Origin of the sequence: Arthrobacter sp. zg-Y1110 (genome assembly GCF_025244865.1) — a bacterium.
Classification (GTDB): domain Bacteria; phylum Actinomycetota; class Actinomycetes; order Actinomycetales; family Micrococcaceae; genus Arthrobacter_B.
Window position 1 is genome coordinate 1920384 of the sequence record NZ_CP104272.1, and the last position, 23712, is coordinate 1944095.

A 23712-nucleotide genomic window follows, 5' to 3' on the forward strand; every position below is an offset into this window, starting at 1 on the left:
TCCGGGCAGGCAAGGCGCAACACGCGCATTTCGCCTCGGCGTGCCCTTTCTGACATGATGTTGGTATGTTACCGACATCGTGTTGGCAACAGTTCCAGCAATTCACCAAGGGGTTCCGATGTTCCTAGCGCTTCGAGAGTTGCGTTTCGCCCGGGCCAGGTTCGGACTGATGGGTGGCGTCGTCGCCCTCATCGCCGTCCTTATGGTCCTTCTATCAGGCTTGTCCTCCGGACTCGTCAACGACGGCGTGTCCGGCCTGAAAGCCATGCCGGCCACCGCCTTCGCCTTCAACGAGGGCACCAAGACCGATAACGCCTTTTCCCGCAGCGTGGTGGACGAGCACCAGGCCGCCGTCTGGGCCGGGCAGCCCGGCGTGGAAGAGGCCGCCCTGATGGGCACCGCCATGATGAACGGCACCACCGGCACCGGCACCCAGGTTGACCTGGCCCTGTTCGGGATCGAGCCCGGTTCCTTCCTGGCCCCGAAGGTCGGCGAAGGACGCAGCATTGCCGCCCCGAACGAGATAGTGGTGTCAGCCACTGCAGCCGAAGAAGGCCTGCACATCGGTGACGTCGTCACCCTGGAGCGCATCGGCGTCGAGCTGACCGTTGTGGGCTACACCGACGGGCAGGCGACTTTCGGTCACGTCAACGTGGGCTACCTCCCGCTGGACACCTGGCAGTACCTGGCCAGCGGCCAGAGTACTCCCGGGGCGCCGACCGCTGACACCGTGTCCGGCGTTGACTTCGACACCGCCAGCACGGTTGCCCTGAAGGCAGCCGACGGCGCGGACCTCGATTTCGCCGCCGGCGACGAAGCCGCCGGAACAGTCACCTCGACCCTGGCGGAGTCCTTCAACGCCTCCCCCGGATACTCCGCCGAAACCATGACCCTGGAAATGATCCAGATCTTCCTGTACGCCATCTGCGCCCTTGTGGTGGGCGCGTTCTTCACGGTCTGGACCATCCAGCGCAAGCACGAGCTCGCGGTGCTGCGCGCCGTAGGCGCCTCCACCGGATACCTGCTGCGTGACGGACTGCTCCAGGCAGCCATCATCCTGGTGACCTCCACCGTTGTCGGCATTCTCGCCGGCCTCGCCATGGGTGCCGGGCTGAGCGGTACGGCAATGCCGTTCGCCCTTGAGGCCACCCCCATCCTGACGGCCACGATGCTGACGATCGTCCTGGGCCTGGCGGGCGCTGCCCTGGCCATCGTCCGGATTTCCCGCGTAGATCCCCTTGCAGCCCTTGGAGGACAGAGATGAGCACCGCCACTGAAGAACGTTCCCCCGGCACGCGTACCGGCGGACTGTTGATCGACTCCGCAAACCTCGCCCTGGGCGACGGTGACAGCACGGTGCAGGCCCTGGCTAACGTGTCGCTGACCGTCCGGCCCGGTGAGATGGTCGCCGTCGTCGGCCCGTCCGGCGCCGGAAAGTCCAGCCTGCTGGCCGTGGCCGGAGCCCTCACCATCCCCGATTCCGGGACCGTCCGGGTCAACGGAGTGGATCTGGCCACCTTGGGCAAGGCGGCCCGGGCCCGGTTCCGCCTGCAGGAGATCGGCTTCGTGTTCCAGTCCGGAAACCTGATTCCGGCGCTGAATTCGGCGGAACAACTGCGCCTGATGCAAAAGCTTGCCGGCACCCGGGACACTCTCGACCCGCTGGAGCTCCTGGCGGCAGTGGGCATGGACCACAAGGCCCGGAGCCGGCCCGACCAGCTGTCCGGTGGTGAACGCCAGCGGGTCGGGATTGCGCGTTCGCTCGTGAACCGGCCGTCACTGCTGCTCGTGGACGAGCCCACCGCTGCACTGGACCGCGCCCGCAGCCAGGACGTGGTTGCCCTGCTGGCCAGGGAAACCCATGAGCGCGGCGTTGCTACAGTTATGGTGACGCACGATCACGACGTCCTGCACCACTGCGACCGCGTCGTCGAGATGGTGGATGGACGCCTCTCAAGCTAGCCACAGCACGAACAGGAGGGCATAAGTGCCCCGAATCACTGCCCCCACGGTGGCCGAACACCGGGCGGCACAGCAGCGGGCGCTGCTGGACGCGGCACGTACCCTCCTGGCCCGCACCGGCGAGGCCCCCAGCATGGCCGAAGTTGCCGCGCTGGCGGGCCTTGCCCGTCCGAGCGCCTACCAGTATTACAAGTCCCGCCAGGATCTCCTCCATGCCCTGGTGCTGGACGTTTTCCCTCGCTGGACGCACCGGGTGCGGGAAGCCATGGATGCGGAGCCGGAACCCGCGGACCGCATCATGGCCTACGTGCTGACGAACATCCGCCTGGTCGCGGAGGGTGAGCACGCGGTCGGCAACGCGCTGGCCGCCGTCGCCCCGGGCGAGGAACTGGACAACCAAAGTGCCATGATGCACCGCCAGCTGCTTACTCCGCTGGTGGAGACGCTGAGCTCGATGGGGGTTCCGGATCCCCCGGTGACGGCCGAGCTCATCAACGCCATCGTGCATTCGTCCACCAGGCTGCTGGAGTCCGGCACCGGGCCGGAGACGGTCGAGGAGCGCGTCCGGGAACTCCTCGGCCCCTACGTCCGCGAAAACCGCACTATCCCCGCCCGGGAGGGCACCCCATGACAGACACGACCGTCCGACCTGCCCCGACCGTCCGGACCTGGCCCTGGGTCCTGGCCGCAGACCTCGTCCTCATCGTCGTTTTCGCCGCCCTCGGCCGGCAAAGCCACGAACACGGCCTGGCCGTACTCGGCATCCTCACCACCGCACTGCCGTTCCTGGCGGCCTGCCTGCTCTCGTGGACGGCCATGCGCGCCTGGCGGCGTCCGGCACGGCTATGGCCCGACGGCGTCGTCATCTGGCTCGGAACCGTAGCCGCCGGCCTGGGTATCCGTGCGCTGGCCGGCGGCGGCACCGCCGTCAGCTTCCAGGTGGTCACCCTCGCCGTGCTCGGGGTGTTCCTGCTCGGCCAGCGCGCGGCGTGGACAGTGGTTTCCCGCCGCCGGCACCGTTCCATCCACTAGGCTCAAAGAAAGCATCAGTCGATACACCCGCAGGGAAGGCCCTCCATGATCACCGCTTTTGTACTCATCCAGACCGACTCAGCCAGGATCCCGGAATGCGCCGAGGAAATCTCCGAGATCGACGGCATCAGCGAGGTCTACTCAGTGACCGGCGAATGCGACCTGATTGCCATCGCACGGGTGCAGCGCCACGAGGACCTCGCCGATGCGATTGCCAACCGCCTGTCCAAGGTCGACGGCGTGATCGGAACCACCACGCAGATCGCCTTCCGTGCCTACTCGCAGCATGACCTGGACGCGGCGTTCTCACTGGGCTTCGACAGCTAGCAAGCCAGCGCCCTGCCGGACCCGCTTACTGCGTGACGGCCACCCAGCGGTCCAGCGCCCCCTGCGCGGCACCGCTGTCGATCGAGTCGCAGGCACGGACCAGGGCGCGGGACAGCCGGTCAATCAGCGGGCCGTCCGCCTCGCTGTCCAGGGCCACCAGAGCCGCGGCCGCGTTCAGTACGACGGCGTCCCGCACCGGCCCCTTGTCCCCCGCCAGCACGCTTCGCACCACTGCCGCATTCACGGCGGCGTCACCGCCCCGCAGATCCTCCAGCGTGGCCCGGCTGATCCCGAGATCCAAGGGATCCACTACGGACTCCTCTACGGCACCGTTACGGACTTCCCAGACGGTAGAGACACCGGTGGTGGTCATCTCGTCCAGCCCGTCGCCGCCGCGGAACACCAGGGCGCGCACACCGCGCCGGGCGAGCACGCCGGCCATCAGCGGTGCCAGCCGGGCGTCTGCGACACCAATGGCCGACGCGCTGGGGTTGGACGGATTCGTCAGCGGCCCCATGAAGTTGAAGGCCGTGGCCACCCCCATCTCGCGGCGCGGTACGGCGGCGAAGCGCATGGACGGGTGGAAGACCTGGGCAAAGCAGAACGTAATGCCGGCTTCAACAGCAGCCTGCGCCACCCGCTCCACGGAGAGATCCAGCCGGACCCCCAACGCTTCAATAACGTCCGCGGATCCGGAGGCCGACGACGCAGCACGGTTTCCGTGCTTGACCACCTTCGCGCCCGCTCCGGCACACACGAGGGCAGCCATGGAGGAAATGTTGACGGTGTTGTGGCGGTCCCCGCCGGTGCCCACGATGTCGAGGGTCTCCCCCGGGATGTTGATCGGCCGGGCACTGGCAACCATGGCCTCGACCAGCCCGGTGAGCTCATCCACGGTTTCACCCTTGGCCCGCAGCGCCACCAGGAACCCTGCAATCTGGGAGTCCGTGGCGTTGCCGGCCATGATGGTGGCCATCGCCCATCGGGTCTGCTCGGTGGAGAGGTTTTCGCCTCCAATGAGGGCATTAATCAGGCTCGGCCAGGTGTCACCGGAACTCGGAATCGTAGTCACACACCCTAGGTTATCTACGTTTCGTAGAAAAAGCTGATTTCTTTCTGTGAGGCCTATTTCCGCGCCAATACAGGGATCCGGGGCGTCGCGGCCGACTTTGGACGCGCCGTCGGCCCTGATCTGTTGGAGAACTGGGCAGTTTTACCGCCATAATGTCTATGTGACAACAGCGACCCATGCCCCCAGTACCCCGGCTCACCCCACGCTGAACCGCCCCAATATGGTTTCCGTAGGAACCGTGGTGTGGCTCTCCAGCGAACTGATGTTCTTTGCTGCTCTCTTCGCCATGTATTTCACCCTTCGCTCGGTCTCGAGCGATCTGTGGGCCATGGAGACCGAGAAGCTGAACGTTCCGTTCGCTTTCGTGAACACGGTGATCCTTGTTTCCAGCTCCTTCACCTGCCAGTTCGGCGTCTTCGCCGCAGAACGACTTCAGGCACGCCGCACCGGAGGGCTCCTGAAGTTCTCCCGTTGGGGCATGACTGAGTGGTTCCTGCTGACCTTCGTACTCGGAGCCATCTTCGTCTCCGTACAGGCCTACGAATACGCCATGCTCGTGTCTGAAGGCGTCTCCCTCTCGTCGAACTCTTACGGTTCCGCGTTCTACCTCACCACCGGTTTCCACGGCCTGCACGTGACCGGCGGCCTGATCGCGTTCCTCTTCATCATCGGCCGTGCCTACGCCGCCAAGCGCTTCGGACACTTCGAAGCAACTTCGGCGATCGTAACCTCGTACTACTGGCACTTCGTTGATGTGGTCTGGATTGCCCTGTTCGTCATCATTTACTTCCTCAAGTAACACTGCTTGAGGATCGCACCCCACGAAATACTTCAAAGTGGCACAAGTTTCCCAAAGACCACATAAGTTAGGAACTACGAAGTGAAGGCACTATCGCAAAGGCGGCGTCATCCCCTCGCAGCAGTCGCGCTGCTGCTGCTGGGACTCCTCGTTACGGGTGGTCTCTATGCCGTAGCCAACGGAGCCAACCAGGCCCAGGCTGCTACCACCACGTACACTGCCGAAGACGTCAGCGAGGGCGAGAAGCTCTTCGTCGCCAACTGTGCAACGTGCCACGGCATTGAAGCCACGGGCACCGAAAACGGTCCTTCGCTGGTAGGCGTCGGCGCAGCATCGGTCGACTTCCAGGTCGGCACCGGCCGCATGCCGATGGCCATGCAGGGCCCGCAGGCCCAGGAGAAGCCGGTCCAGTTTGACGAAGACCAGACCGCTGACCTGGCTGCCTACGTTTCCAGCCTCGGTGCCGGACCTTCGGTTCCGGACTCGGAATACCTTGAGTCGGACACCACCGACGAAGAGGCAGCCGCCAACGGCGGTGAGCTGTTCCGCGTGAACTGCGCCATGTGCCACAACGCAGCAGCTGCCGGCGGTGCACTGACCCGGGGCAAGTTCGCTCCGAGCCTTGACGGCGTCAGCGAAAAGCACATCTACGAGGCCATGGTCACCGGCCCGCAGAACATGCCCGTCTTCAGCGACACCAACATCACGCCCGAGGACAAGCAGGACATCATCACGTTCCTCAAGGACATCGAATCCAGCGGCTCCCCCGGTGGGGCCCAGCTGGGCTCGCTCGGTCCGGTATCCGAGGGTCTGTTTATCTGGACCGCCGGTCTGGGAATCATCATCGCTTTCACCATCTGGTTGACCTCCCGGTCTTCCTAACCACAGCCGCGCTCACCTCCACGGGTGACATCACAGTTACATATAGGTCTATAAATGCAGTTTTCAGAGAAGGATGAGGGGGATCATGGGCGACCATAGTCACGGCAGTCCGAACACCTCGGGCACCGTCGCTACGGCTGGCCAGGGAGATGAGGAGAAGTTCCAGAATCCGGGACTTCCCCCACACCGCCCTCGTCTAGCCGACACAAATCCCCGCGCCGAAAAGCGGGCAGAGCGGCAGGTGGCGAGCCTGTTCATCGTGTCGATCATCGGCACCATCGTATTTTTCATCGGGTACTTCAGCATCCACCTGGATGATGCCAGCATCGCTGAACTGCGGCTGCAGAACATCCTCCTGGGACTCGGCACCGCGTTCGCGATGCTCGGAATCGGCGTCGGTATTGTCCACTGGGCAAAGACGCTTATGCCGGACCACGAGGTCACCGAAGACCGTCACGAGATCCGTCCTGAAGAGGACCGCGTGGTCGCGGAGAAGATGGTTGGGGACATCATCGAGGAAACGGGCATCAAGCGCCGTCCCCTGATCCGCAACACGCTCCTCGGCGCCATGGTCCTGGCACCGCTGCCGGCCATCGCCGTCTTCCGGGACCTCGGCCCGCTTCCGGGCGACACCCTCCGCCACACCATGTGGAAAGAGGGCACCCGCCTGGTGCGCGACCCCAGCGGCACCCCCATCAAGGCTTCGGATGTCACCCTGGGCTCGGCGTTCCACGTCATCCCGGACGGCCTGAACGATCTCCCCGAGCACAAGCTTGAGGAAAAGGCCAAGGCCGTTGTTCTGCTGATGCGCCTGAACCCCGAGGACCTGAACCCCTCCCCCGGACGCGAAGACTGGGCAGTGGACGGCATTGTCGCCTACTCCAAGATCTGCACGCACGTTGGATGCCCGGTTGCCCTGTACGAGCAGCAGACGCACCACCTGCTGTGCCCGTGCCACCAGTCGACCTTCGATGTCACGCAGGAATGCAAAGTCATCTTCGGACCGGCCGGACACGCACTGCCGCAGCTGCCGATCGAGGTCGACAGCGAAGGCTACCTGGTCGCCCAGCGCGACTTCGAAGAACCTGTTGGACCGAGCTACTGGGAGCGTGGCTGATCATGAGTGTTCCCTCTGCCACCCCTTACGAGGCCAAGACCCGTCTGGGACGCGTCACCAACTTCGTTGACTCCCGGGTCAACGGCTCCGGCATAGTCAAGGGGCTGGGCCGCAAGGTCTTCCCCGACCACTGGTCGTTCATGTTCGGCGAAGTTGCTCTGTACTGCTTCGTCATCCTGCTGCTGACCGGAACGTTCCTGACGTTCTTCTTCGATCCGTCCATGGCGGAAACGCATTACGAAGGCAGCTACGTGCCGCTGCGCGGCGTCGAAATGTCCGTGGCCTATGAGTCCTCCCTGAACATCTCCTTCGATGTCCGCGGCGGCCTCTTCATGCGCCAGGTACACCACTGGTCGGCCCTGCTCTTCGTAGCAGCCGTCTCGGTGCACATGCTCCGCGTGTTCTTCACCGGCGCCTTCCGCAAGCCCCGCGAACTCAACTGGGTGGTGGGCGGCGTCCTGCTGATCCTGTCCCTGGCTGCGGGCTTCACCGGCTACTCCCTCCCCGATGACCTGCTCTCCGGCAACGGCCTGCGCATCATCGACGGCGTCATCAAGTCGGTCCCGGTGGTAGGCACCTACATCAGCTTCTTCCTCTTCGGAGGTGAATTCCCCGGAACCGCGATTATCGGCCGTCTCTACATGCTGCATATCCTCCTGGTTCCGGCGCTGATCCTGCTGATGATTGCGATCCACCTGTTCATGGTGGTTATCCACAAGCACACCCAGTTCCGCGGCCCCGGCCGGACCAACAACAACGTTGTCGGCTACCCGGTCGGCCCGGTCTACGCAGCGAAGGCCGGCGGCTTCTTCTTCATCGTCTTCGGCGTGATTGCGATCATTGCGGGCTTCTTCACCATCAACCCGATCTGGAACTACGGTCCCTACGATCCCTCCCCCGTGTCCGCCGGTACCCAGCCCGACTGGTACATCGGTTGGGTCGACGGCGCCCTGCGCCTGATGCCCGGCTTCCTCGGCGCGTTCCCGCTGGAATGGGTCATCCCGTTCCCTTGGGGCGATAACACCCTGTCACTGAACGTGCTGCTCCCGGCCCTGGGCCCGGCAGGCCTCGTCTTCACCCTGCTCTTCGCATGGCCGTGGATCGAAGCCTGGCTGACCAAGGACAAGCGGGTCCACAACCTGCTGGACCGCCCGCGCAACGCGCCGTACCGCACCGCCGTCGGCGTTGCAGGCATCACGTTCTACTGCGTCATGTGGGCTGCTGCCAGCTCCGACCTCATCGCCACGCACTTCCACGTGTCGCTGAACGATGTGACGTACTGGCTCCGCGTCCTGTTCTTCGTCGGTCCGATCCTGGGCTTCATCATTGCCCGCCGCATCGCCCTGGCGCTGCAGCGCAAGGACCGCGAGATTGTCCTTCACGGTGTTGAGAGCGGCCGTATCGTCCGTCTCCCGCACGGTGAGTACATCGAGGTGCACGAGCCGCTGGACGAGTACAAGCGCTACCGCCTGGTGGACTTTGACTCCTACAAGGCACTCCCGGCCCAGCCGGACGCCAACGGCAAGATCTCCCGGAAGGAGAAGCGACGCGCCAAGCTGTCCCGCTTCTTCTTCGAGGACCGCGTTGCTCCGGTGACGCCGTCCGAACTGGAGAACGCGCATCACCACGAATCGCCGTCCGAGGTTGCAGCCAAGGCTGACGACCAGGCATCGATCGAACAGCACTAACCGCAAGGCAGTGCAGAAGAGGGCCCGACCGGATCATCCGGTCGGGCCCTCTTTTTTTGTTTGTCCATCGGCAATGCGCCGGCGGTCAGCCGGTTGAGTCGGTTAGGCCAGCGTGAAGGGTTGCCTGGCCGGAAGCGGGTACCGCTGCTTCAGGGCTGACAGGTCCGCCACGGGTGCCGATCCGATGGTGAGCTTGGTGAAGTCGAGCAGCGGATCCCGGAGCACTACCTTCAGGCCTGCGACTGCCTTGTTCACGTCCGGGACCAGGCAATAGATATTCAGCTTCCGCGGTGCGAACTCCGTGTGGTCCACCTCCCCCAGCCCCCGCCACAGGAAGTACGAGGAAATGGCCTGGGTGGCCTTGTGCTCGAGGTAGCGGTCCCGCTCCGTGCCGCCGGCGGTCTTGAGCGCGTACTGGACGATGACCCAGTGCTGGTCTGCCGGATCTATCTCCGCGTACCCCTCTTCCTCCGAAGTGACGACAAAGGCGTGCAGAAGGCCCTCCGCGGCTTCCGGTGCCACCTCCTGGACCTTGGCCGAGCCCTCGTAGCCCACGGGACCGGAGGAAAGCATCAGCTGCCCCTCGTCCTCGTCATATAGGGCCTCACGGAAGTGGAGCACCCCCGCCTCGTCGCGCTTGTACATCCGAATGGTGACCATGGTGGTGTTCCTCTTCCTGCTGTGGGGTCTGAACGGGGGCTGCGGCCCCTTGGGGTGGCGCTCAGGCGTTCGGGCGCCGGCGTGGGTGGTAAGAGCGTGGGGTGCGTACTCCGGGCCGTTGCAGCGGCACCCAGAGCTTGTAGCGGTCCGCCCGGTAGTAGGACACCGAGTAGTCGACCATTGCCCGTGACACGTAGGCGTGACGCTGGATCTTCAGCACCGGTGCGCCCAGCTCAACGTTGAGCAGGCGTGCGATGGAGGCCGAGGCAGCCGTTGCCTCAATGGTGTCCTCGCCCCACTCCATCACCAGGCCGTACCGTTCGCTCAGCACGTTGTAGAGCGACGTCGGCGGCTCTTCCTCGAGAATGCCCGGGACGTAGTGTGCGGGGATAAAGTTCTCATCCACACTCATCGGTTCGCCGTCCGCCAGCAGCTGCCGCCGGAACCGTATAACCGGCTGGCCCGGTTCAATCTGGAGTTCACGAGCTACCAGCTGCGAGGCACCGATCTGCTCGAAACTCAGGACGTGTGCGGCAGGGACCATGCCGCGGCGGTGCATTTCCTCGGAGTACGAGGTCAGCTGAACCTGCAGGTCCATCTTCGTCCGTGCCACGAAGGTCCCGAGCCCGACGACGCGCTCCAGCACGCCGTCCGCCACCAGGGCGTCCACGGCCTGGCGGATGGTCATGCGGGCTACGGAGAAGTGCTCGGAGAGCTCGCGCTCCGACGGGATGATCTCCCCTGCCCCGGCATGGCTTTCCACGAACCGGCGGAGGATGCCTTGGAGCTGCACGTGCTTGGCGACGCCCGTGCCGGGATCAATGCCCTCGGTAATCAGGCGCAGGCGGTGGTTGCTCACCCGCGGTATTCCGAGCGAATGAACGGATCCGTAACGTGCATCTTTCTATTCCGCCCCTCCGGCTGGGAAAAACTGCTGCCGTCTAAGGATACCGGCATCCCGCACCACCCCTCCCCTACCGCGCTCCTTGTCCTGCCGCGGCGGGCCAAGGCAAAAAGGAAGGACCCGCAGTCTCCTGCGGGTCCTTCCTCTTTATGCTGTTATGCAGTCCCTAGTGGGCGTGGTTTCCGCGGCTGTACTCGAAAACCCAGCCAACCAGTGCGATGACTGCCAGGCCGGCGCCGATGTAAAGGATCCACCAGCCGACTGCCATGCCCAGGAAGCCGATAGCGGCAGAGGCACCCAGCAGCAGCGGCCACCAGCTCCACGGGCTGAAGAAGCCCTGTTCGCCGGATCCTTCGTGGATCTCGGCATCCAGGCGGTCCTCGGGCCGGGGGCCGACGCGCTTACCGGTGAAGCCGATGTAGTAGGCGATCATGCCGGACATGCCGCCGGTGAGGAAGAGCGCCAGGTAACCGACGGGCTCCATCCAATCGACCATGTAGCCGTAGACAACACCGACGACGATGAAGAACGGCGTCATGTAAGCGAAGAGCTTAGTCTCAACCTTCATTAGACTTTTTCCTTCCGGTCGCCGGGGCCGAATACCTTGGCAGCGGCGGAATCGTCAGTGACGTGCTGCTGCAGTTCGGGGTGGTGCAGGTCCAGCGCCGGACGCTCCGAACGGATCCGGGGCAGCGAGGTGAAGTTGTGGCGCGGCGGCGGGCAGGAAGTTGCCCACTCGAGCGAGCCACCGAAGCCCCAGGGGTCATCCACTTCAACCTTCTTGCCGTGGCGCCAGGTGATGTACACGTTCCAGAAGAACGGGATCATCGAGGCACCCAGGACGAAGGAGGCGATGGTGGAGAACTGGTTCATCGCAGTGAAGTTGTCTTCCACCAGGTAGTCGGCGTAGCGACGCGGCATGCCCAGGACACCCAGCCAGTGCTGGATGAGGAAGGTGCCGTGGAAGCCGATGAACAGGAGCCAGAAGTGGATCTTGCCCAGGCGTTCGTTGAGCATCTTGCCGGTCCACTTGGGCCACCAGAAGTAGAAGCCTGCGAACATTGCAAACACCACGGTGCCGAAGATGACGTAGTGGAAGTGGGCAACCACGAAGTACGTATCCGAGACGTGGAAGTCCAGCGGCGGGGAGGACAGGATGATGCCGGTCAATCCACCGAAGAGGAACGTAATGAGGAAGCCGATGCTCCACAGCATGGGGGTCTCAAAGGTAATGGACCCCCGCCACATGGTGCCGATCCAGTTGAAGAACTTCACGCCCGTAGGCACCGCGATCAGCATCGTCATGAAGGCGAAGAACGGCAGCATGACTGCACCGGTCACGTACATGTGGTGCGCCCAGACCGTCACCGACAGTGCGGCGATGGCGATGGTTGCGTAGACCAGGCCCTTGTAGCCGAAGATCGGCTTGCGGCTGAAGACCGGGAAGATCTCGGACACGATGCCGAAGAACGGCAGGGCGATGATGTAGACCTCGGGGTGGCCGAAGAACCAGAACAGGTGCTGCCACAGGATGGCGCCGCCGCGTTCCGGATCGAAGATGTGCGCTCCGAAGCGCCGGTCGGCGCCGAGGGCGAACAGTGCAGCCGCCAGGGGCGGGAACGCCATCAGGACCAGGATGGCCGTGACCAGCGTGTTCCAGGTGAAGATCGGCATGCGCCACATGGTCATGCCCGGGGCACGCATGCAGATGATGGTGGTGATGAAGTTGACGGCACCGAGGATGGTACCGAAGCCCGACAGTGCCAGGCCGAAGACCCACAGGTCTCCGCCCACGCCCGGAGAGAACGTGGTGCTGGACAGCGGGGTGTAGGCGAACCAGCCGAAGGACGCAGCGCCCTGCGGCGTAATGAAGCCGGCAACGGCGATGGTGCTGCCGAAGAGGAAGAACCAGAACGCCAGGGCGTTCAGCCGCGGGAAGGCGACATCCGGTGCGCCGATCTGCAGGGGCATGATGACATTCGCGAAACCGGAGAACAGCGGGGTGGCGAACATCAGGAGCATCACGGTGCCGTGCATCGTGAACAGCTGGTTGTACTGGTCCTTGGTCTGCAGGATCTGCATACCGGGCTCAAACAGCTCCGCGCGGATGACCAGTGCCATCACGCCGGCGAGGCAGAAGAAGATAAACGAGGAAATCAGGTACATGTACCCGATCGTCTTGTGGTCAGTGGACGTGATCCAGCTGACAACGATTCGTCCCTTGGAGACGGGTACTACGCGAGGCGCAACCCTGGTGCCGGAATCTTCCGAAGTGTATTCGAGAGTAGTCATGACGTCACCTACTTCCTAACTTCGCTAGATTCTGAGTTGTACTGGCGGTCGTAGTCCCCGTCGACCTGCCCGGTGGGCAGTCCGGCTACGTACTCGTCGTACTCGGCTTCGGTGACAACCTCGACGTTGAAGAGCATTTCGGAGTGGTACTCACCGCAGAGCTCGGCGCACTTACCGTCGAAGGTGCCGGTCTTACCGGTTTCGAGGGTGATGACGTTGGTGCGGCCGGGGTAGACGTCCATCTTCTGCAGGAACGCAGGCACCCAGAAGGAGTGCTGGACGTCGCGGGTGTTCAGCTGCAGCTCGATGGTCTTGTCGACGGGGAGCACCAACGTGGGGAACTCATCCTGGTCGACTTCCTGGCCGTCAAGGTTGACCTGAACGCCCTGGTAGTACTTGTCTTCGTTGACATAGTTGAAGTCCCAGGACCACTGCTTGGCGCGCACATCAATAATGACCCGGTCCGGGTCATCGCTGGTTGCATTGATCGCCTTGATGTCCTGGTTGGTGAAGTAGAACAACACCAGAACCATGAACAGCGGCACGGCCGTGTAGAAAATCTCCAGCGGCAGGTTGTAGCTGAGCTGGCGCGGGTACCCGGTCTCGTTCTTGCGACGGCGGTAGGCAACCATGCACCACAGGAGCAAAGCCCAGGTGAGGATACCAACAGCCAAGGCAGCGATCCACGAGTTGACCCAAAGGTCAATGATCCGGCCGGTGTGGTTAGTGGTGTCGCGGTCCGTCGGCAACCAGCCCGTTTGAGCCTCCGATGAACACCCCGATAAAAACAACGCGCCGGCCGACGTTACGGCTGAGATCTTTAAGATCCTGGCGCGTCGGCTGCTGGTTCGGTCCTGCGAACTCACAGACGGCCCTTCCTCTTGTTGCGTGCAAGTGCTGTCCGTACGGAGACAAAAAAGTTCCCCGTTACGGACATTAGTTTTACTACTACGTGTAGAGCTTACCCGTACGCGCGGCGATCCAGTGACAGATCACCGCCGCGCCGGGCGTTTAATGCTCCTGTTACGGGCCGCCGCAGCCATGGTTCCTAGTGGAAGGAATCTCCACAGGCGCATGAGCCGCCGGCATTGGGGTTGTCGATGGTGAACCCCTGCTTCGAAATGGTGTCCTCGAAGTCGATCGATGCGCCGGACAGGTAGGGAACGCTCATCTTGTCCACGATGACCTCAACGCCGTCGAAGTCACGGACGGCGTCGCCGTCGAGGACACGCTCGTCGAAGTAGAGCTGGTAGATGAGTCCCGAGCAGCCACCGGGCTGGACTGCCACACGGAGACGGAGGTCGGTGCGGCCTTCCTGCTCCAGCAGGCTGCGGACCTTCTGTGCGGCTACATCCGACAGCAGTACTTCGTGTACGGGCAGCTCGGCCTCTGCTGCGGCGGTCTTGTTTTCGCTGGTGGAAACGCTCATAGTTTCTCTCTTTCCTCAGCTGGTCTTTCCGCGTGCACACCTTGAATCGCCTGCCGCGGGCCGGACCAGTGTCTCAATGGTACGTCTGCTGACCCCCAACGATCTAACAAGTGCCGGGCCGAAAGGAATTCCCGCCCGGCACTTGCTTTGGTCCTGTTTCCTAGCCTGCAACGGCCCCGAGGCGGGCAAGGAGCAGCGCTTCGGCCAGGATGGCGTTCCGGAAGTCGCCCAGGTCCAGTGATTCGTTGGCGCTGTGGGCGCGTGAATCCGGATCTTCGACGCCGGTGATCAGGATCTGCGCCTCCGGGAACAATTCCACGAGGTCCGAAATGAACGGGATGGATCCGCCCATGCCCGATTCCACCGGCTCCACTCCCCACGCCCGTTCGAGGGCCCACAGCGCGGTGCGTGCGGCGCTGGCGCTGGTGTCGGTGGCGAAGGCATTGCCCTGCTCCCCCGGAGTGAAGGTGACCTTGGCACCGAAGGGAGCGTGGGCCTGGACGTGTGCCTCGACGGCTGCCATGGCTTCCTCCGGGCTCTGCCCGGGGGCCAGGCGCAGGCTGAACTTCGCGCGGGCCTTCGGCTGGATGGTGTTGGAGGACATCGCCACTGTCGGCACATCTATGCCGATGATCGACAGGGCGGGTTTGGTCCACAGCCGGGACGCAATGGAGCCCGTTCCGGCCAGCCGGACGCCGTCGAGCAGCGACGAATCGGCACGGAAGTCCGCCTCGGGGTAATCCACTGCGGCGTCGTCGCCGGACACCAGTCCGGCGATGGCGACGTCGCCGGCGTCGTCATGGAAGGTCGCAATCAACCGGGCCAGCAGGGTGGGCGCGTCCAGTACCGGACCGCCGAACATCCCGGAGTGCACGGCGTGGTCCAGCACCTGGACCTCGACCGTCCCGTCCACCAGCCCGCGCAGGCTCGTGGTGAGCGCCGGTACGCCTACCTTCCAGTTGCCCGAATCGGCTACCACAATGACGTCGGCGCGGAGCAGGTCCTGGTAGGTCTCCAGGAAGGTGCGGAAGGTCGGGGATCCGGCTTCTTCCTCACCTTCGATGAACAGGGTGACGCCGACGCCGGACTCCTCCCCCAGGACGTCTTCCAAGGCACGCAGCGCACCGATATGGGCCATGATGCCGGCCTTGTCATCCGCAGCGCCGCGGCCGTAAAGCCGTCCGTTGCGCTCTTCGGCGGTGAAGGGGTCGGACTCCCAGAGGTCCGGGTCCCCGGGCGGCTGGACATCGTGGTGGGCGTACAGCAGGACGGTGGGTGCGCCGGCCCGGGCGGGACGGCGGGCGACGACGGCGGGGCCGCCGGGGGTGCCGTTGTTGTCCACGCGCAGCACCTGGACGTCTTCGATGCCGGCCTCGCGGACCAGCTCGGCGACGGCGGCGGCGCTGCGGTTGAGGTGCTCGGGATCAAAAGAGTCCCACGCGATGCCCGGGATGCTCACCAGGGATTTGAGCTGCTCGACGGTCCGCGGGAAATCCGCGGCCACGCTGGCACGGAGGGCGTCTTCGTGGACATCCGCGGATGAGGGATTTGCGTCTGGAGTGGGGTTGGAAGTCATAGCCAAAACCCTACAATCATTCACGGTATCCTTGGGATGTGTTCGGACGAAAGAAAGAAGCGCCCACCGCGCAGGAAACTGTGGACCAGGCAGCTGCCGCTGACCAGGCAGCCAACGTACGGGTGGGCAAGGGTGCCCCGACGCCCCGCCGAAAGGACCAGGTAGCCGCCCGCCGGCGGCCGCTGGTGCCTGATGACCGGAAGGCGGCCAAGGCTGCCAACCGCGAGGCACTCCGGGAGGAGCGGCTGAAGACCCGCCGCGCGCTGGACACCGGCGAGGAGCGTTACCTTCCCCTTCGGGACAAGGGCCCCAACCGCCGGTTTGTCCGCGACATTGTTGATGCCCGCTGGAACATCGGCGAATTCATCATGATCGCTGCGCTGGTGTTCGTCCTGTTCAGCTTCATCCAGAACATCGATGTCCAGCTCATTGTGATGGCGGCGTTCTGGGTGCTCATCCTGTTGGTCATTGCGGACAGCTTCATGCTGCGCCGGCAGATCCGGAAGCGCCTGACGGCCAAGTTCGGCGGGCCCAACCCCGGTGATGTCTGGTACGGGGTTTCCCGGTCCCTGCAGCTGCGGCGTTTCCGCCTGCCCAAGCCGCAGGTCAGCCGCGGCCAGTACCCCTCCTGAGTTTTTCCAGGACAACTTCCGTACGAAAATGAAAGGGGCGCCCGCGGGCGGCCCTTTCATTGCTTTAACGGCGGGACCGGGCCAGGCCCCGGTTGATCCGTGCCGCCCAGAACGGACCCTCGTACAGGAACGCGGTGTACCCCTGCACCAGGACAGCGCCGGCGTCGAGGCGCTCCTGCACATCGGCAGCCGTTTCCACTCCCCCGACGGAAATGATGGCCGGGCCGTCCTCCCCCAGTGCGGTGCGGAGCCGCCGCAGCACCTCGAGGGACCGTTTCTTCAGCGGTGCACCGCTGAGCCCGCCGACGCCGCAGGCAATGACGCGCTCCGGGTCCGTCACCAGGTTTTCCCGGGTGATCGTGGTGTTAGTGGCGATCACGCCGTCAAGCTTCAGGGCCAGGGCGAGCTCGGCGACGTCGTCAATGTCCGCGTCGCTCAGGTCCGGGGCGATCTTGACCAGCAGCGGGACGTGCCGTCCTGCGGCCTGGTCTGCGGCGCTGCCCACCTGGGCCAGCAGCGGGCGCAGCGTGGAAATGTCCTGCAGCAGCCGCAGCCCGGGCGTGTTGGGTGAGCTGACGTTTACGGCGAGGTAGTCCGCGTGCGGGGCGAGGGTCCGGGCACTGGCGAGGTAGTCCTCAACGGCGTCCGTGAGCTCGACGGTTTTGGTCTTGCCGATATTGACGCCGATGACGGGGCGCGGCGTCCCGAAGGCTTTTGCCAGTGCCGTCCGGGCTTTGTCCAGGCGGGGCGCCACGGCGGCGGCGCCGTCGTTGTTGAATCCCATCCGGTTGATCACCGCCCGGTCCTCGACCAGGCGGAACAGCCGCGGCTTCGGATTGCCCGGCTGGGCGGAAGCGGTCACGGTACCCACCTCCACGTGTCCGAAGCCCAGATTGCTGAGGGCAACAATGCCCGAGCCTTCCTTGTCGAATCCCGCAGCCAGGCCGAACGGGGAGGGAAAGGTCAGGCCCAGTGCCTCGGTCCGCAATACCGGGGCAGGGCGCATCAGGCGTCGGAGCACCGGACCGGCCGGGGTGCGGGCGGCCGCGCGGATAAGGACAAAACCGATCCGGTGGGCCAGTTCGGGATCCATGCCGGAGAAAACGAGCCGGAAGAAGGTGGGATAGATGCGCATACCTCAAAGATTCCAGAACCGGCACCGCGTGCCAAACCCCAACGGCGAACCGGCGTCCGGTCGGCTAATGTCGGTTGCATGCGCCGTGAACACCCCGACTGGAAACCTGATGTTCTCGGCGACGGATTCCGCAGCCTGACCCTCGAGCTGGGGGAAGACGACGAAGGCCCGGTGGTTGCCACCCTGGTCTCGCACTGCCCGCCGGTTCCGCCCGTCCCGGTCGGGGGCAAAGTGGATGCCGTCCTGTACCTGCACGGATGGAGTGATTATTTCTTCCAGGCGGATCTGGCGCGGTTCTGGGCCGCACAGGGTGCGGCCTTCTATGCCCTTGACCTGCGCAAGTACGGCAGGAGCCTGCGCCCGGGCCAGTCGGAGGGCTATGTAGGCGATCTGGCGGAGTACGACGCCGATATCGAGGCGGCGCTCGAAGCAATGGAGGCGGACCTCCAGGACCGCTGCGGCGCCGGCATGCGCATCACGCTGATGGCGCACTCAACCGGCGGGCTGGTCGCCGCGCTCTGGGCGGACCGATTCCCCGGGCGCCTGCAGGCACTGATCCTGAACAGTCCCTGGCTGGAGCTCAGCGGCAGTTCCATGCTGCGCTTCGCCACCAACGGCCTGCTGGAGCCGCTCGCCCGCCGCAGGCCCCGGACCCGGCTGAAAATCCCGGAGTTCGGTTTCTACTTCCGGAGCATCAGTTCGGCAATGGACGGAGAGTGGGACGTGGATCCGCTCTGGCGGCCGCCGTTCAGCTTCCCGGTCCGCGCCGGCTGGCTCAGGGCTGTGCTCGCGGGCCACGCTCAGGTTGCCCGGGGCCTGGACATCCGGGTGCCGGTGCTGCTGCTGGCCTCCGCGGCCTCCACCATCGCGCCCACATGGAATCCGCTGATGCTGCGTACCGACAGCGTGCTGGACGTGTTCCTGATGGTTCAGCGCGGCGTCCTGCTTGGCCCGGAGATCACCGTGTACCGGTTCGACGGCGCCCTGCACGACACCCTGCTGTCCGCGCTGCCCGTCCGCACCCGGGTCTACGAGGGAATCCAGCGGTGGTCCAGGGCCTTTATGCTCCCGCGCTAGCTCCGGCCTTGTCGACCGCACCGCCGTACCTGCGGTCCCGGCGGGCGTAAATCTCCACCGCTTCCCAGAGGGTCCGCCGGTCCACGTCCGGCCAGAGCGTATCCATAAAGACCATTTCGGCGTACGCGGACTGCCAGAGCATGAAGTTGGAGAACCGCTGCTCCCCCGAGGTGCGCAGGAACAGGTCGACGTCGGGCAGGTCCGGTTCGTCCAGGTACTTCTGGATGGTCTTCTCGGAAATGGACCCCGGCCGCAGCTTGCCTTTCTGGACGTCGGCGGCAATGGCGGCGACGGCGTCGGCGATCTCGGCCCGGCCCCCGTAGTTCACGCACATGTTCAAGGTGCACACGGTGTTGTTGCGGGTTTCCTCTTCCGCAATCTCCAGTTCCCGCACCACGCTTTGCCACAGCCGCGGACGGCGCCCCGACCAGCGGATCCGCACACCCCACTCGCTGAGCTGGTCCCGCTGCCGGCGCAGCACATCCCGGCTGAAGCCCATCAGGAAGCGGACCTCCTCCGGGGACCGCTTCCAGTTCTCGGTGGAGAACGCGTACACGGAAACGTGGCGGATGCCCATCTCGATGGCGCCGGCCATCACGTCCAGCAGCGCGGCCTCACCGGCGCGGTGTCCCTCGGTCCGGGGCAGGCCGCGCTGGTTCGCCCAGCGGCCGTTGCCGTCCATCACGATCGCCACATGGGCGGGCACCAGTTCGGCCGGAACCTGCGGCGGAACCGCACCGGAGGGGTGCGGAGCAGGCCGGCTCGCGGGTCCCGGTTTGGCGGCGGAAGATTTTGAACGCAAGGTCAGACACGCTCCACATGTTGAAGGGACCGCAGCACCCGTTCCAGGTGCCACTGAAGATATCCGGCCACCAGGCCGGCGGACTCGTGGCGCGGCTGCGGGCCGGATGCGTCGGCAGTGGGCCAGTCGCCGGTGAGCAGCGCCCCCAGCAGCACCATTGTCTCCGGGGACGGCGACGCCGAGCCGGGCGGCCGGCAGGCGGGACAAACAGCGCCGCCCAGCGGTGCGGAGAAGGCGGTGTGCGGGCCATCGGCCCCGCAGCGGGCGCAGTCGGTAAAACTCGGTGCCCACCCGGCAGTGGAGAGGGCGCGCAGCAGATAGGAATCCAGGATCAGTTCCGGGGCGTGGGAACCGCGGCTGAGGGCCGCAAAGGCACCGATCACCAGCTGGTAGTGGGCCTTGGCGGATTCGCCGTCGATGTCGGTCAGCCGCTCCGCGGTTTCGGCAATTGCGGCCGCCGCCGTGTAGCGGGCGTAATCTGCTGCGATGCCGTGCCCGTAGGCACCCTTGGTCTGGGCCTGGGTCACAATGTCCAGGTTCCGGCCGTGCGAGAGCAGCAGCTCGGCGACCATGAAGGGTTCCAGCCGGGCACCGAACTTGCTGGAGGTCCGCCGAACGCCTTTGGCCACGGCACGCACCTGCCCGTGCTCGCGGGTGAGGAGGACGAGGATGCGGTCCGCTTCGCCCAGCTTGTGGGTGCGCAGGACAACCGCGTCATCCCGATAGGTGCGGGATGCAAAGGATTTGGCCACGGAACCTATTTTCCCACGCCCGGGCACGCCCGGCGGACCGCTGCCGCCCGGCGTGCCTCCGGGCAGCCTAGGAGTGGTCCCGGATGGCCCGGTTCACGGCCGAGATGACTGCCTTCAACGCGGACATGGTTGTGTTGGGATCGATCCCGACACCCCACAGCACCCGCTCCCCCACGGCCAGCTCAACGTACGCCGCAGCGTGCGCATTGCCGCTGGCGGACAGGGCATGTTCGGTGTAGTCGAGCAGCCGGACGTCGATTCCGTCCTGGCCCAGGATTTCCAGCAGCGCCGCGATGGGACCGGTTCCGCTGGCCATCCGCCGCTTCGCCACTCCGTCCGTACTCAGGGTCGCGGTGAGGTTGAAGCGGCCGTCGGCAGCCGTGTCCGCGTTCACCGAAGTGAGCTCGTAGTGTCCCCAGGCGGCGCCGTCGGACTCCGGCGTGCTCGGCAGGTACTCGTCCTGGAACACCTTCCAGAGCTCGGCTCCGGTGATCTCGCCGCCGGCAGTGTCCGTGCGGCGCTGGATCACCCCGGAGAATTCGATCTGCGCCCGGCGCGGCAGGTCCAGGTTGTGCTCGTTCTTGAGCAGGTAGGCCACACCGCCCTTGCCGGACTGGGAATTCACCCGGATCACGGCTTCGTAGCTGCGGCCGATGTCCTTCGGATCGATCGGCAGGTAGGGCACGCCCCACTGCAGTTCGTCCACGGTCCGGCCGTCGGCGGCGGCTTCCTTCTCCATGGCTTCGAAGCCCTTCTTGATGGCGTCCTGGTGGGAGCCGGAGAATGCGGTGAAGACCAGGTCGCCGCCGTACGGTGACCGCTCGGGCACGGGGAGCTGGTTGCAGTATTCGACGGTGCGGCGGATCTCGTCCATGTCGGAGAAGTCGATCTGGGGGTCAATGCCGTGGCTGAACAGGTTCATGCCCAGCGTCACCAGGTCCACGTTGCCGGTGCGTTCGCCGTTGCCGAAGAGGCAGCCTTCGATCCGGTCCGCGCCGGCCAGGTAGCCCAGTTCCGCCGCTGCGACACCGGTGCCCCGGTCATTGTGCGGGTGCAGGGACAGGATGACCGATTCGCGGTTGGCAATGTTCCGGTGCATCCACTCGATGGAGTCCGCGTAGACATTCGGCGTCGTCATTTCCACCGTCGCCGGAAGATTCAGGATCATCTGCCGGTCGGGGGATGCCTCCAGCACTTCCCCGACGGCGTCGGAGATCCGCAGGGCGAAATCCAGCTCCGTGCCGGTGTAGGACTCGGGCGAGTACTCATAGGTGACGTCGACGCCGCGCAGCTGCTCCTCGTACTTTTTGCACAGGCGCGCACCCGAGAGGGCAATATCCACAATGCCGTCGCGGTCCGTGTTGAACACGACGCGGCGCTGCAGCACGGAGGTCGAGTTGTAGAGGTGGACAATCGCCCGGTCTGCGCCCTCGAGGGATTCGTAGGTGCGCTCAATCAGGTGTTCCCGGGACTGGGTGAGCACCTGGATGGTGACGTCATCGGGGATCCGGTCGCCCTCGATGAGCTGGCGGACAAAGTCGAAGTCCAGCTGGGACGCGGAGGGGAAACCGACTTCGATCTCCTTGAACCCCATCTTCACCAGCAGGTCGAACATCTTATGCTTGCGTTCGGGCGTCATGGGATCGATCAGTGCCTGGTTACCGTCCCGCAGGTCCACGGCGCACCAGCGCGGTGCCTTGGTGAGGACCTTGTCCGGCCAGGTCCGGTCCGGCAGGTCCACGGCAATCTGTTCGTGGAAAGGGACGTACTTGGAGATCGGCATGCCCGAAGACTGCTGTGCGTTACGCATGGTGTTGGTTTGGCCTTTTCTAGTCGATCATCAGAAAGAGTGGCCGGGCAACACAGACTCCGCAGCGAGGGGCGGCCTAAGCAGGTGCTTGTGTGGCCTCGCCGCGGCAGCTAAGGAGGAGGATCTCTGCGTGCACGTGACCAGACTAACATGCAGCCGATCCCGTTTACCGAACGGCTAGTTCCCAAACGCCGTCTGGCACGTAACCTGGGCCGCGGTTTGCCCGTCCAGGTCACCCAGATCGCCCAGGTCCCCCATGGTGGAGCCGCTGGCGAAGTCCGCGCCGATCTGCACCGACACTCCGGTGTAGGCGGCGCTGAGAACCACCTGCACGCCCGGGATGTTCAGTGTCCGGGCCACTTCCTGGGCCATCTCTTCATATCCGTAGCCGTAGAAGATCTGGGTGGCCGGGCTCTGGGACGCGCCTGCGCCGCCGGCCAGAGCCTGGGTGAACCCCTTGGAGGTGAGGTACTCGAGGACCGCGGTGTCGCGGCCGGCGGTGCCCGAAGCGTTGACCAGCGTCACCGGAACCGCAGCGGGGTCCACGGCCGGTACGGCAGGTTCCGCTGTCCCGGGGGTGGCAGGGGTACCCGATTCAGCCGTATCAGTGGCCTCCGGGGACGGGGTTTCATCCGCGGTGATGCCCTGGTCGGAGACCAGAGCGTCGAAGAGCGGCTGGGCCTTGGCTTCGTCGAGGACCAGCCGGTTGGTGTCGTATTCGTACGGCACAACGGGAGCCGTCACGAAGGCAACGTTCCCGAGGTCTACGTCTTTGAGGCGGGTTGCCAGTGCGACCAGGTCGGGGATGTTCGCAAGCTCCTCGTCCACGGTGAGGTTCTTCGTGACGGTTTCCGCAATCGAATAGAGCTTGGGCAGGTTGTTCAGCGTTCCCTCTTCCTTGACCTTCCGCACCATGGAAGCCAGGAAGCTCTGCTGGGCGCGGATGCGGCCTTCGTCGCCGCCGTTGCCGAACCCGTGCCGGGTCCGGAGGAAGGCAAGGGCCTGCTCGCCCTGGACACTGCTCACACCGGCCGGCAGGTCCAGGCCGGAGAGCGGGTCGTCAACGGGCTGGTTGACGCAGACCTCCACGCCGCCGAGGGTGTTCGACAGTTCCTTCACCGCATCGAAGTCGGCCATCATGAAGTGGTCGATCGACAGGCCGGTGACCTCGTTGATGGCAGCAACGGTGCAGCCGGGTCCACCGTTGCCCAGGGCGCCGTTCAGCTGGCCCAGGTCCATGGCGTCATACACCGTGCCGGACGAGGGATCCTCGCACTCCGGCAGCGGGACCAGGAGATCCCGGGGGAAACTGACCACGGTGACGTTCGAGCGGTCCGCCGTGAGGTTCACCAGCATCATGACGTCGGAGTTGTTCGAGTCCTGCCCGTCACGCTGGTCGGTACCGAGCACCAGGATCTGCATGGGATCGGTGTTGGCGTCCACCTGCTCCACCTGTGTGTCGTCGGACCCCAGGTTCAGGGGCTGGGTATCGAAGTTGCCCCTCAGCCTCAGCAGTTGGACGGCGCCGAAGACCACCCCGCCGACCAGGACCAGGGCAAGAGCCGCGGCGATGCCTTTAAGCAGCGGATGGCCGGCGGCGGCTCCGCTCGAGAGGTGCCTCCCGCCTGGTTCTGCTGAACCCTTACCTGCAGTCGGTTTTCCCAAGGGGCCGCCGCCCGTTGCGGCACGGCGAGATGACATAGCCGGTCCCCTTCATGAATCAATGTGCTCAAACGAATGCTTCAAAGTGTACGGCCAGCTCCT

Annotated in this window: 24 protein-coding genes; 11 read left to right on the forward strand and 13 right to left on the reverse strand. The window is 64.9% G+C overall.

Annotated features, from left to right (window positions below; translation table 11 throughout):
• Positions 1 to 118 precede the first annotated feature (118 nt).
• The 5 genes from N2K99_RS08910 to N2K99_RS08930 are packed head-to-tail and all read left to right on the forward strand — an operon-like array spanning position 119 to position 3321.
• The gene (locus tag N2K99_RS08910) at positions 119 to 1264 is read left to right on the forward strand and encodes an ABC transporter permease (protein ID WP_227921530.1); all 1146 of its coding nucleotides are present in this window, start codon (positions 119 to 121) and stop codon (positions 1262 to 1264) included.
• On the forward strand, positions 1261 to 1962 hold the full coding sequence (locus N2K99_RS08915; RefSeq protein ID WP_227921528.1) for an ABC transporter ATP-binding protein: 702 nt from the start codon (positions 1261 to 1263) through the stop codon (positions 1960 to 1962). The genes N2K99_RS08910 and N2K99_RS08915 overlap by 4 nt, the downstream gene beginning before the upstream one ends.
• A gap of 25 nt (positions 1963 to 1987) precedes the next feature.
• Positions 1988 to 2593: a TetR/AcrR family transcriptional regulator gene (locus N2K99_RS08920; protein WP_227933548.1), complete on the forward strand. Its 606-nt coding sequence runs from the start codon at positions 1988 to 1990 to the stop codon at positions 2591 to 2593.
• Positions 2590 to 2994 carry a DUF3054 domain-containing protein gene (locus N2K99_RS08925; protein WP_227933549.1) on the forward strand — a complete coding sequence of 135 codons (405 nt, stop codon included), beginning with the start codon at positions 2590 to 2592 and terminating at the stop codon, positions 2992 to 2994. Before N2K99_RS08920 ends, N2K99_RS08925 begins: the two co-directional genes overlap by 4 nt.
• Before the next feature lie 45 nt (positions 2995 to 3039).
• Positions 3040 to 3321: an Lrp/AsnC family transcriptional regulator gene (locus tag N2K99_RS08930; protein WP_227921514.1), complete on the forward strand. Its 282-nt coding sequence runs from the start codon at positions 3040 to 3042 to the stop codon at positions 3319 to 3321.
• A 25-nt stretch (positions 3322 to 3346) separates the two neighbouring features.
• Here N2K99_RS08930 and trpD read toward each other — a convergent pair whose 3' ends face one another.
• Positions 3347 to 4393 (reverse strand): anthranilate phosphoribosyltransferase, encoded by a 1047-nt coding sequence (trpD, locus tag N2K99_RS08935; protein WP_227933550.1) that lies wholly within the window; start codon positions 4391 to 4393, stop codon positions 3347 to 3349.
• 160 nt (positions 4394 to 4553) lie between these two features.
• Here trpD and N2K99_RS08940 point away from each other — a divergent pair, with 160 nt between their 5' ends.
• The 4 genes from N2K99_RS08940 to N2K99_RS08955 all read left to right on the forward strand — a co-directional run bounded on the left by N2K99_RS08940 (position 4554) and on the right by N2K99_RS08955 (position 8879).
• On the forward strand, positions 4554 to 5192 hold the full coding sequence (locus N2K99_RS08940) for a heme-copper oxidase subunit III (RefSeq protein ID WP_227921508.1): 639 nt from the start codon (positions 4554 to 4556) through the stop codon (positions 5190 to 5192).
• An 81-nt stretch (positions 5193 to 5273) separates the two neighbouring features.
• The gene (locus tag N2K99_RS08945) at positions 5274 to 6074 is read left to right on the forward strand and encodes a c-type cytochrome (RefSeq protein WP_227921507.1); all 801 of its coding nucleotides are present in this window, start codon (positions 5274 to 5276) and stop codon (positions 6072 to 6074) included.
• An 85-nt stretch (positions 6075 to 6159) separates the two neighbouring features.
• The gene (locus N2K99_RS08950) at positions 6160 to 7191 is read left to right on the forward strand and encodes a ubiquinol-cytochrome c reductase iron-sulfur subunit (RefSeq protein ID WP_227921506.1); all 1032 of its coding nucleotides are present in this window, start codon (positions 6160 to 6162) and stop codon (positions 7189 to 7191) included.
• Between the two features lie 2 nt (positions 7192 to 7193).
• Complete coding sequence (locus N2K99_RS08955) at positions 7194 to 8879, forward strand: ubiquinol-cytochrome c reductase cytochrome b subunit (RefSeq protein ID WP_227921502.1); 1686 nt, start codon at positions 7194 to 7196, stop codon at positions 8877 to 8879.
• A gap of 102 nt (positions 8880 to 8981) precedes the next feature.
• Here N2K99_RS08955 and N2K99_RS08960 read toward each other — a convergent pair whose 3' ends face one another.
• The 7 genes from N2K99_RS08960 to N2K99_RS08990 all read right to left on the reverse strand — a co-directional run bounded on the left by N2K99_RS08960 (position 8982) and on the right by N2K99_RS08990 (position 15740).
• Positions 8982 to 9539, reverse strand: coding sequence for a hypothetical protein (locus tag N2K99_RS08960; RefSeq protein WP_227933551.1), 558 nt, complete (start codon positions 9537 to 9539; stop codon positions 8982 to 8984).
• Positions 9540 to 9600: 61 nt separating this feature from the next.
• Complete coding sequence (locus tag N2K99_RS08965; RefSeq protein WP_374200047.1) at positions 9601 to 10398, reverse strand: GntR family transcriptional regulator; 798 nt, start codon at positions 10396 to 10398, stop codon at positions 9601 to 9603.
• Between the two features lie 211 nt (positions 10399 to 10609).
• Positions 10610 to 11011: a cytochrome c oxidase subunit 4 gene (locus tag N2K99_RS08970; RefSeq protein ID WP_227921498.1), complete on the reverse strand. Its 402-nt coding sequence runs from the start codon at positions 11009 to 11011 to the stop codon at positions 10610 to 10612.
• Positions 11011 to 12735 (reverse strand): cytochrome c oxidase subunit I, encoded by a 1725-nt coding sequence (gene ctaD / locus N2K99_RS08975; protein WP_227921496.1) that lies wholly within the window; start codon positions 12733 to 12735, stop codon positions 11011 to 11013. Before ctaD ends, N2K99_RS08970 begins: the two co-directional genes overlap by 1 nt.
• A gap of 8 nt (positions 12736 to 12743) precedes the next feature.
• The gene (gene coxB / locus N2K99_RS08980; RefSeq protein WP_227921493.1) at positions 12744 to 13601 is read right to left on the reverse strand and encodes a cytochrome c oxidase subunit II; all 858 of its coding nucleotides are present in this window, start codon (positions 13599 to 13601) and stop codon (positions 12744 to 12746) included.
• A gap of 182 nt (positions 13602 to 13783) precedes the next feature.
• A complete protein-coding gene (locus N2K99_RS08985; RefSeq protein WP_227921490.1) occupies positions 13784 to 14164 on the reverse strand; it encodes an iron-sulfur cluster assembly accessory protein in 381 nt (126 codons plus the stop codon).
• Between the two features lie 160 nt (positions 14165 to 14324).
• Entirely contained in the window at positions 14325 to 15740 is a 1416-nt protein-coding gene (locus N2K99_RS08990; RefSeq protein ID WP_227933552.1) for a dipeptidase, read from the reverse strand.
• A 38-nt stretch (positions 15741 to 15778) separates the two neighbouring features.
• On the opposite strand from N2K99_RS08990, the gene N2K99_RS08995 reads away from it, so the two are divergent.
• On the forward strand, positions 15779 to 16372 hold the full coding sequence (locus tag N2K99_RS08995; protein ID WP_227921479.1) for a DUF3043 domain-containing protein: 594 nt from the start codon (positions 15779 to 15781) through the stop codon (positions 16370 to 16372).
• Between the two features lie 64 nt (positions 16373 to 16436).
• Here the strand turns inward: N2K99_RS08995 and N2K99_RS09000 are convergent, their stop codons facing one another.
• Positions 16437 to 17507, reverse strand: a complete 1071-nt coding sequence (locus N2K99_RS09000; protein WP_227921476.1) for a quinone-dependent dihydroorotate dehydrogenase — start codon at positions 17505 to 17507, stop codon at positions 16437 to 16439.
• 78 nt (positions 17508 to 17585) lie between these two features.
• Here N2K99_RS09000 and N2K99_RS09005 point away from each other — a divergent pair, with 78 nt between their 5' ends.
• The gene (locus tag N2K99_RS09005; protein ID WP_227933553.1) at positions 17586 to 18584 is read left to right on the forward strand and encodes an alpha/beta hydrolase; all 999 of its coding nucleotides are present in this window, start codon (positions 17586 to 17588) and stop codon (positions 18582 to 18584) included.
• Here the strand turns inward: N2K99_RS09005 and N2K99_RS09010 are convergent.
• From N2K99_RS09010 to N2K99_RS09025, 4 genes are all read right to left on the reverse strand, one after another.
• Complete coding sequence (locus N2K99_RS09010; protein ID WP_374200048.1) at positions 18568 to 19386, reverse strand: isoprenyl transferase; 819 nt, start codon at positions 19384 to 19386, stop codon at positions 18568 to 18570. The two genes, N2K99_RS09005 and N2K99_RS09010, sit on opposite strands and share 17 nt — an antisense overlap.
• 2 nt (positions 19387 to 19388) lie before the next feature.
• Entirely contained in the window at positions 19389 to 20138 is a 750-nt protein-coding gene (gene recO / locus N2K99_RS09015; RefSeq protein WP_227933554.1) for a DNA repair protein RecO, read from the reverse strand.
• A gap of 67 nt (positions 20139 to 20205) precedes the next feature.
• Positions 20206 to 21948, reverse strand: coding sequence for a 2-isopropylmalate synthase (leuA, locus tag N2K99_RS09020; RefSeq protein ID WP_227921469.1), 1743 nt, complete (start codon positions 21946 to 21948; stop codon positions 20206 to 20208).
• Between the two features lie 177 nt (positions 21949 to 22125).
• Entirely contained in the window at positions 22126 to 23649 is a 1524-nt protein-coding gene (locus N2K99_RS09025) for an LCP family protein (RefSeq protein WP_227933555.1), read from the reverse strand.
• Positions 23650 to 23712: the final 63 nt, after the last annotated feature.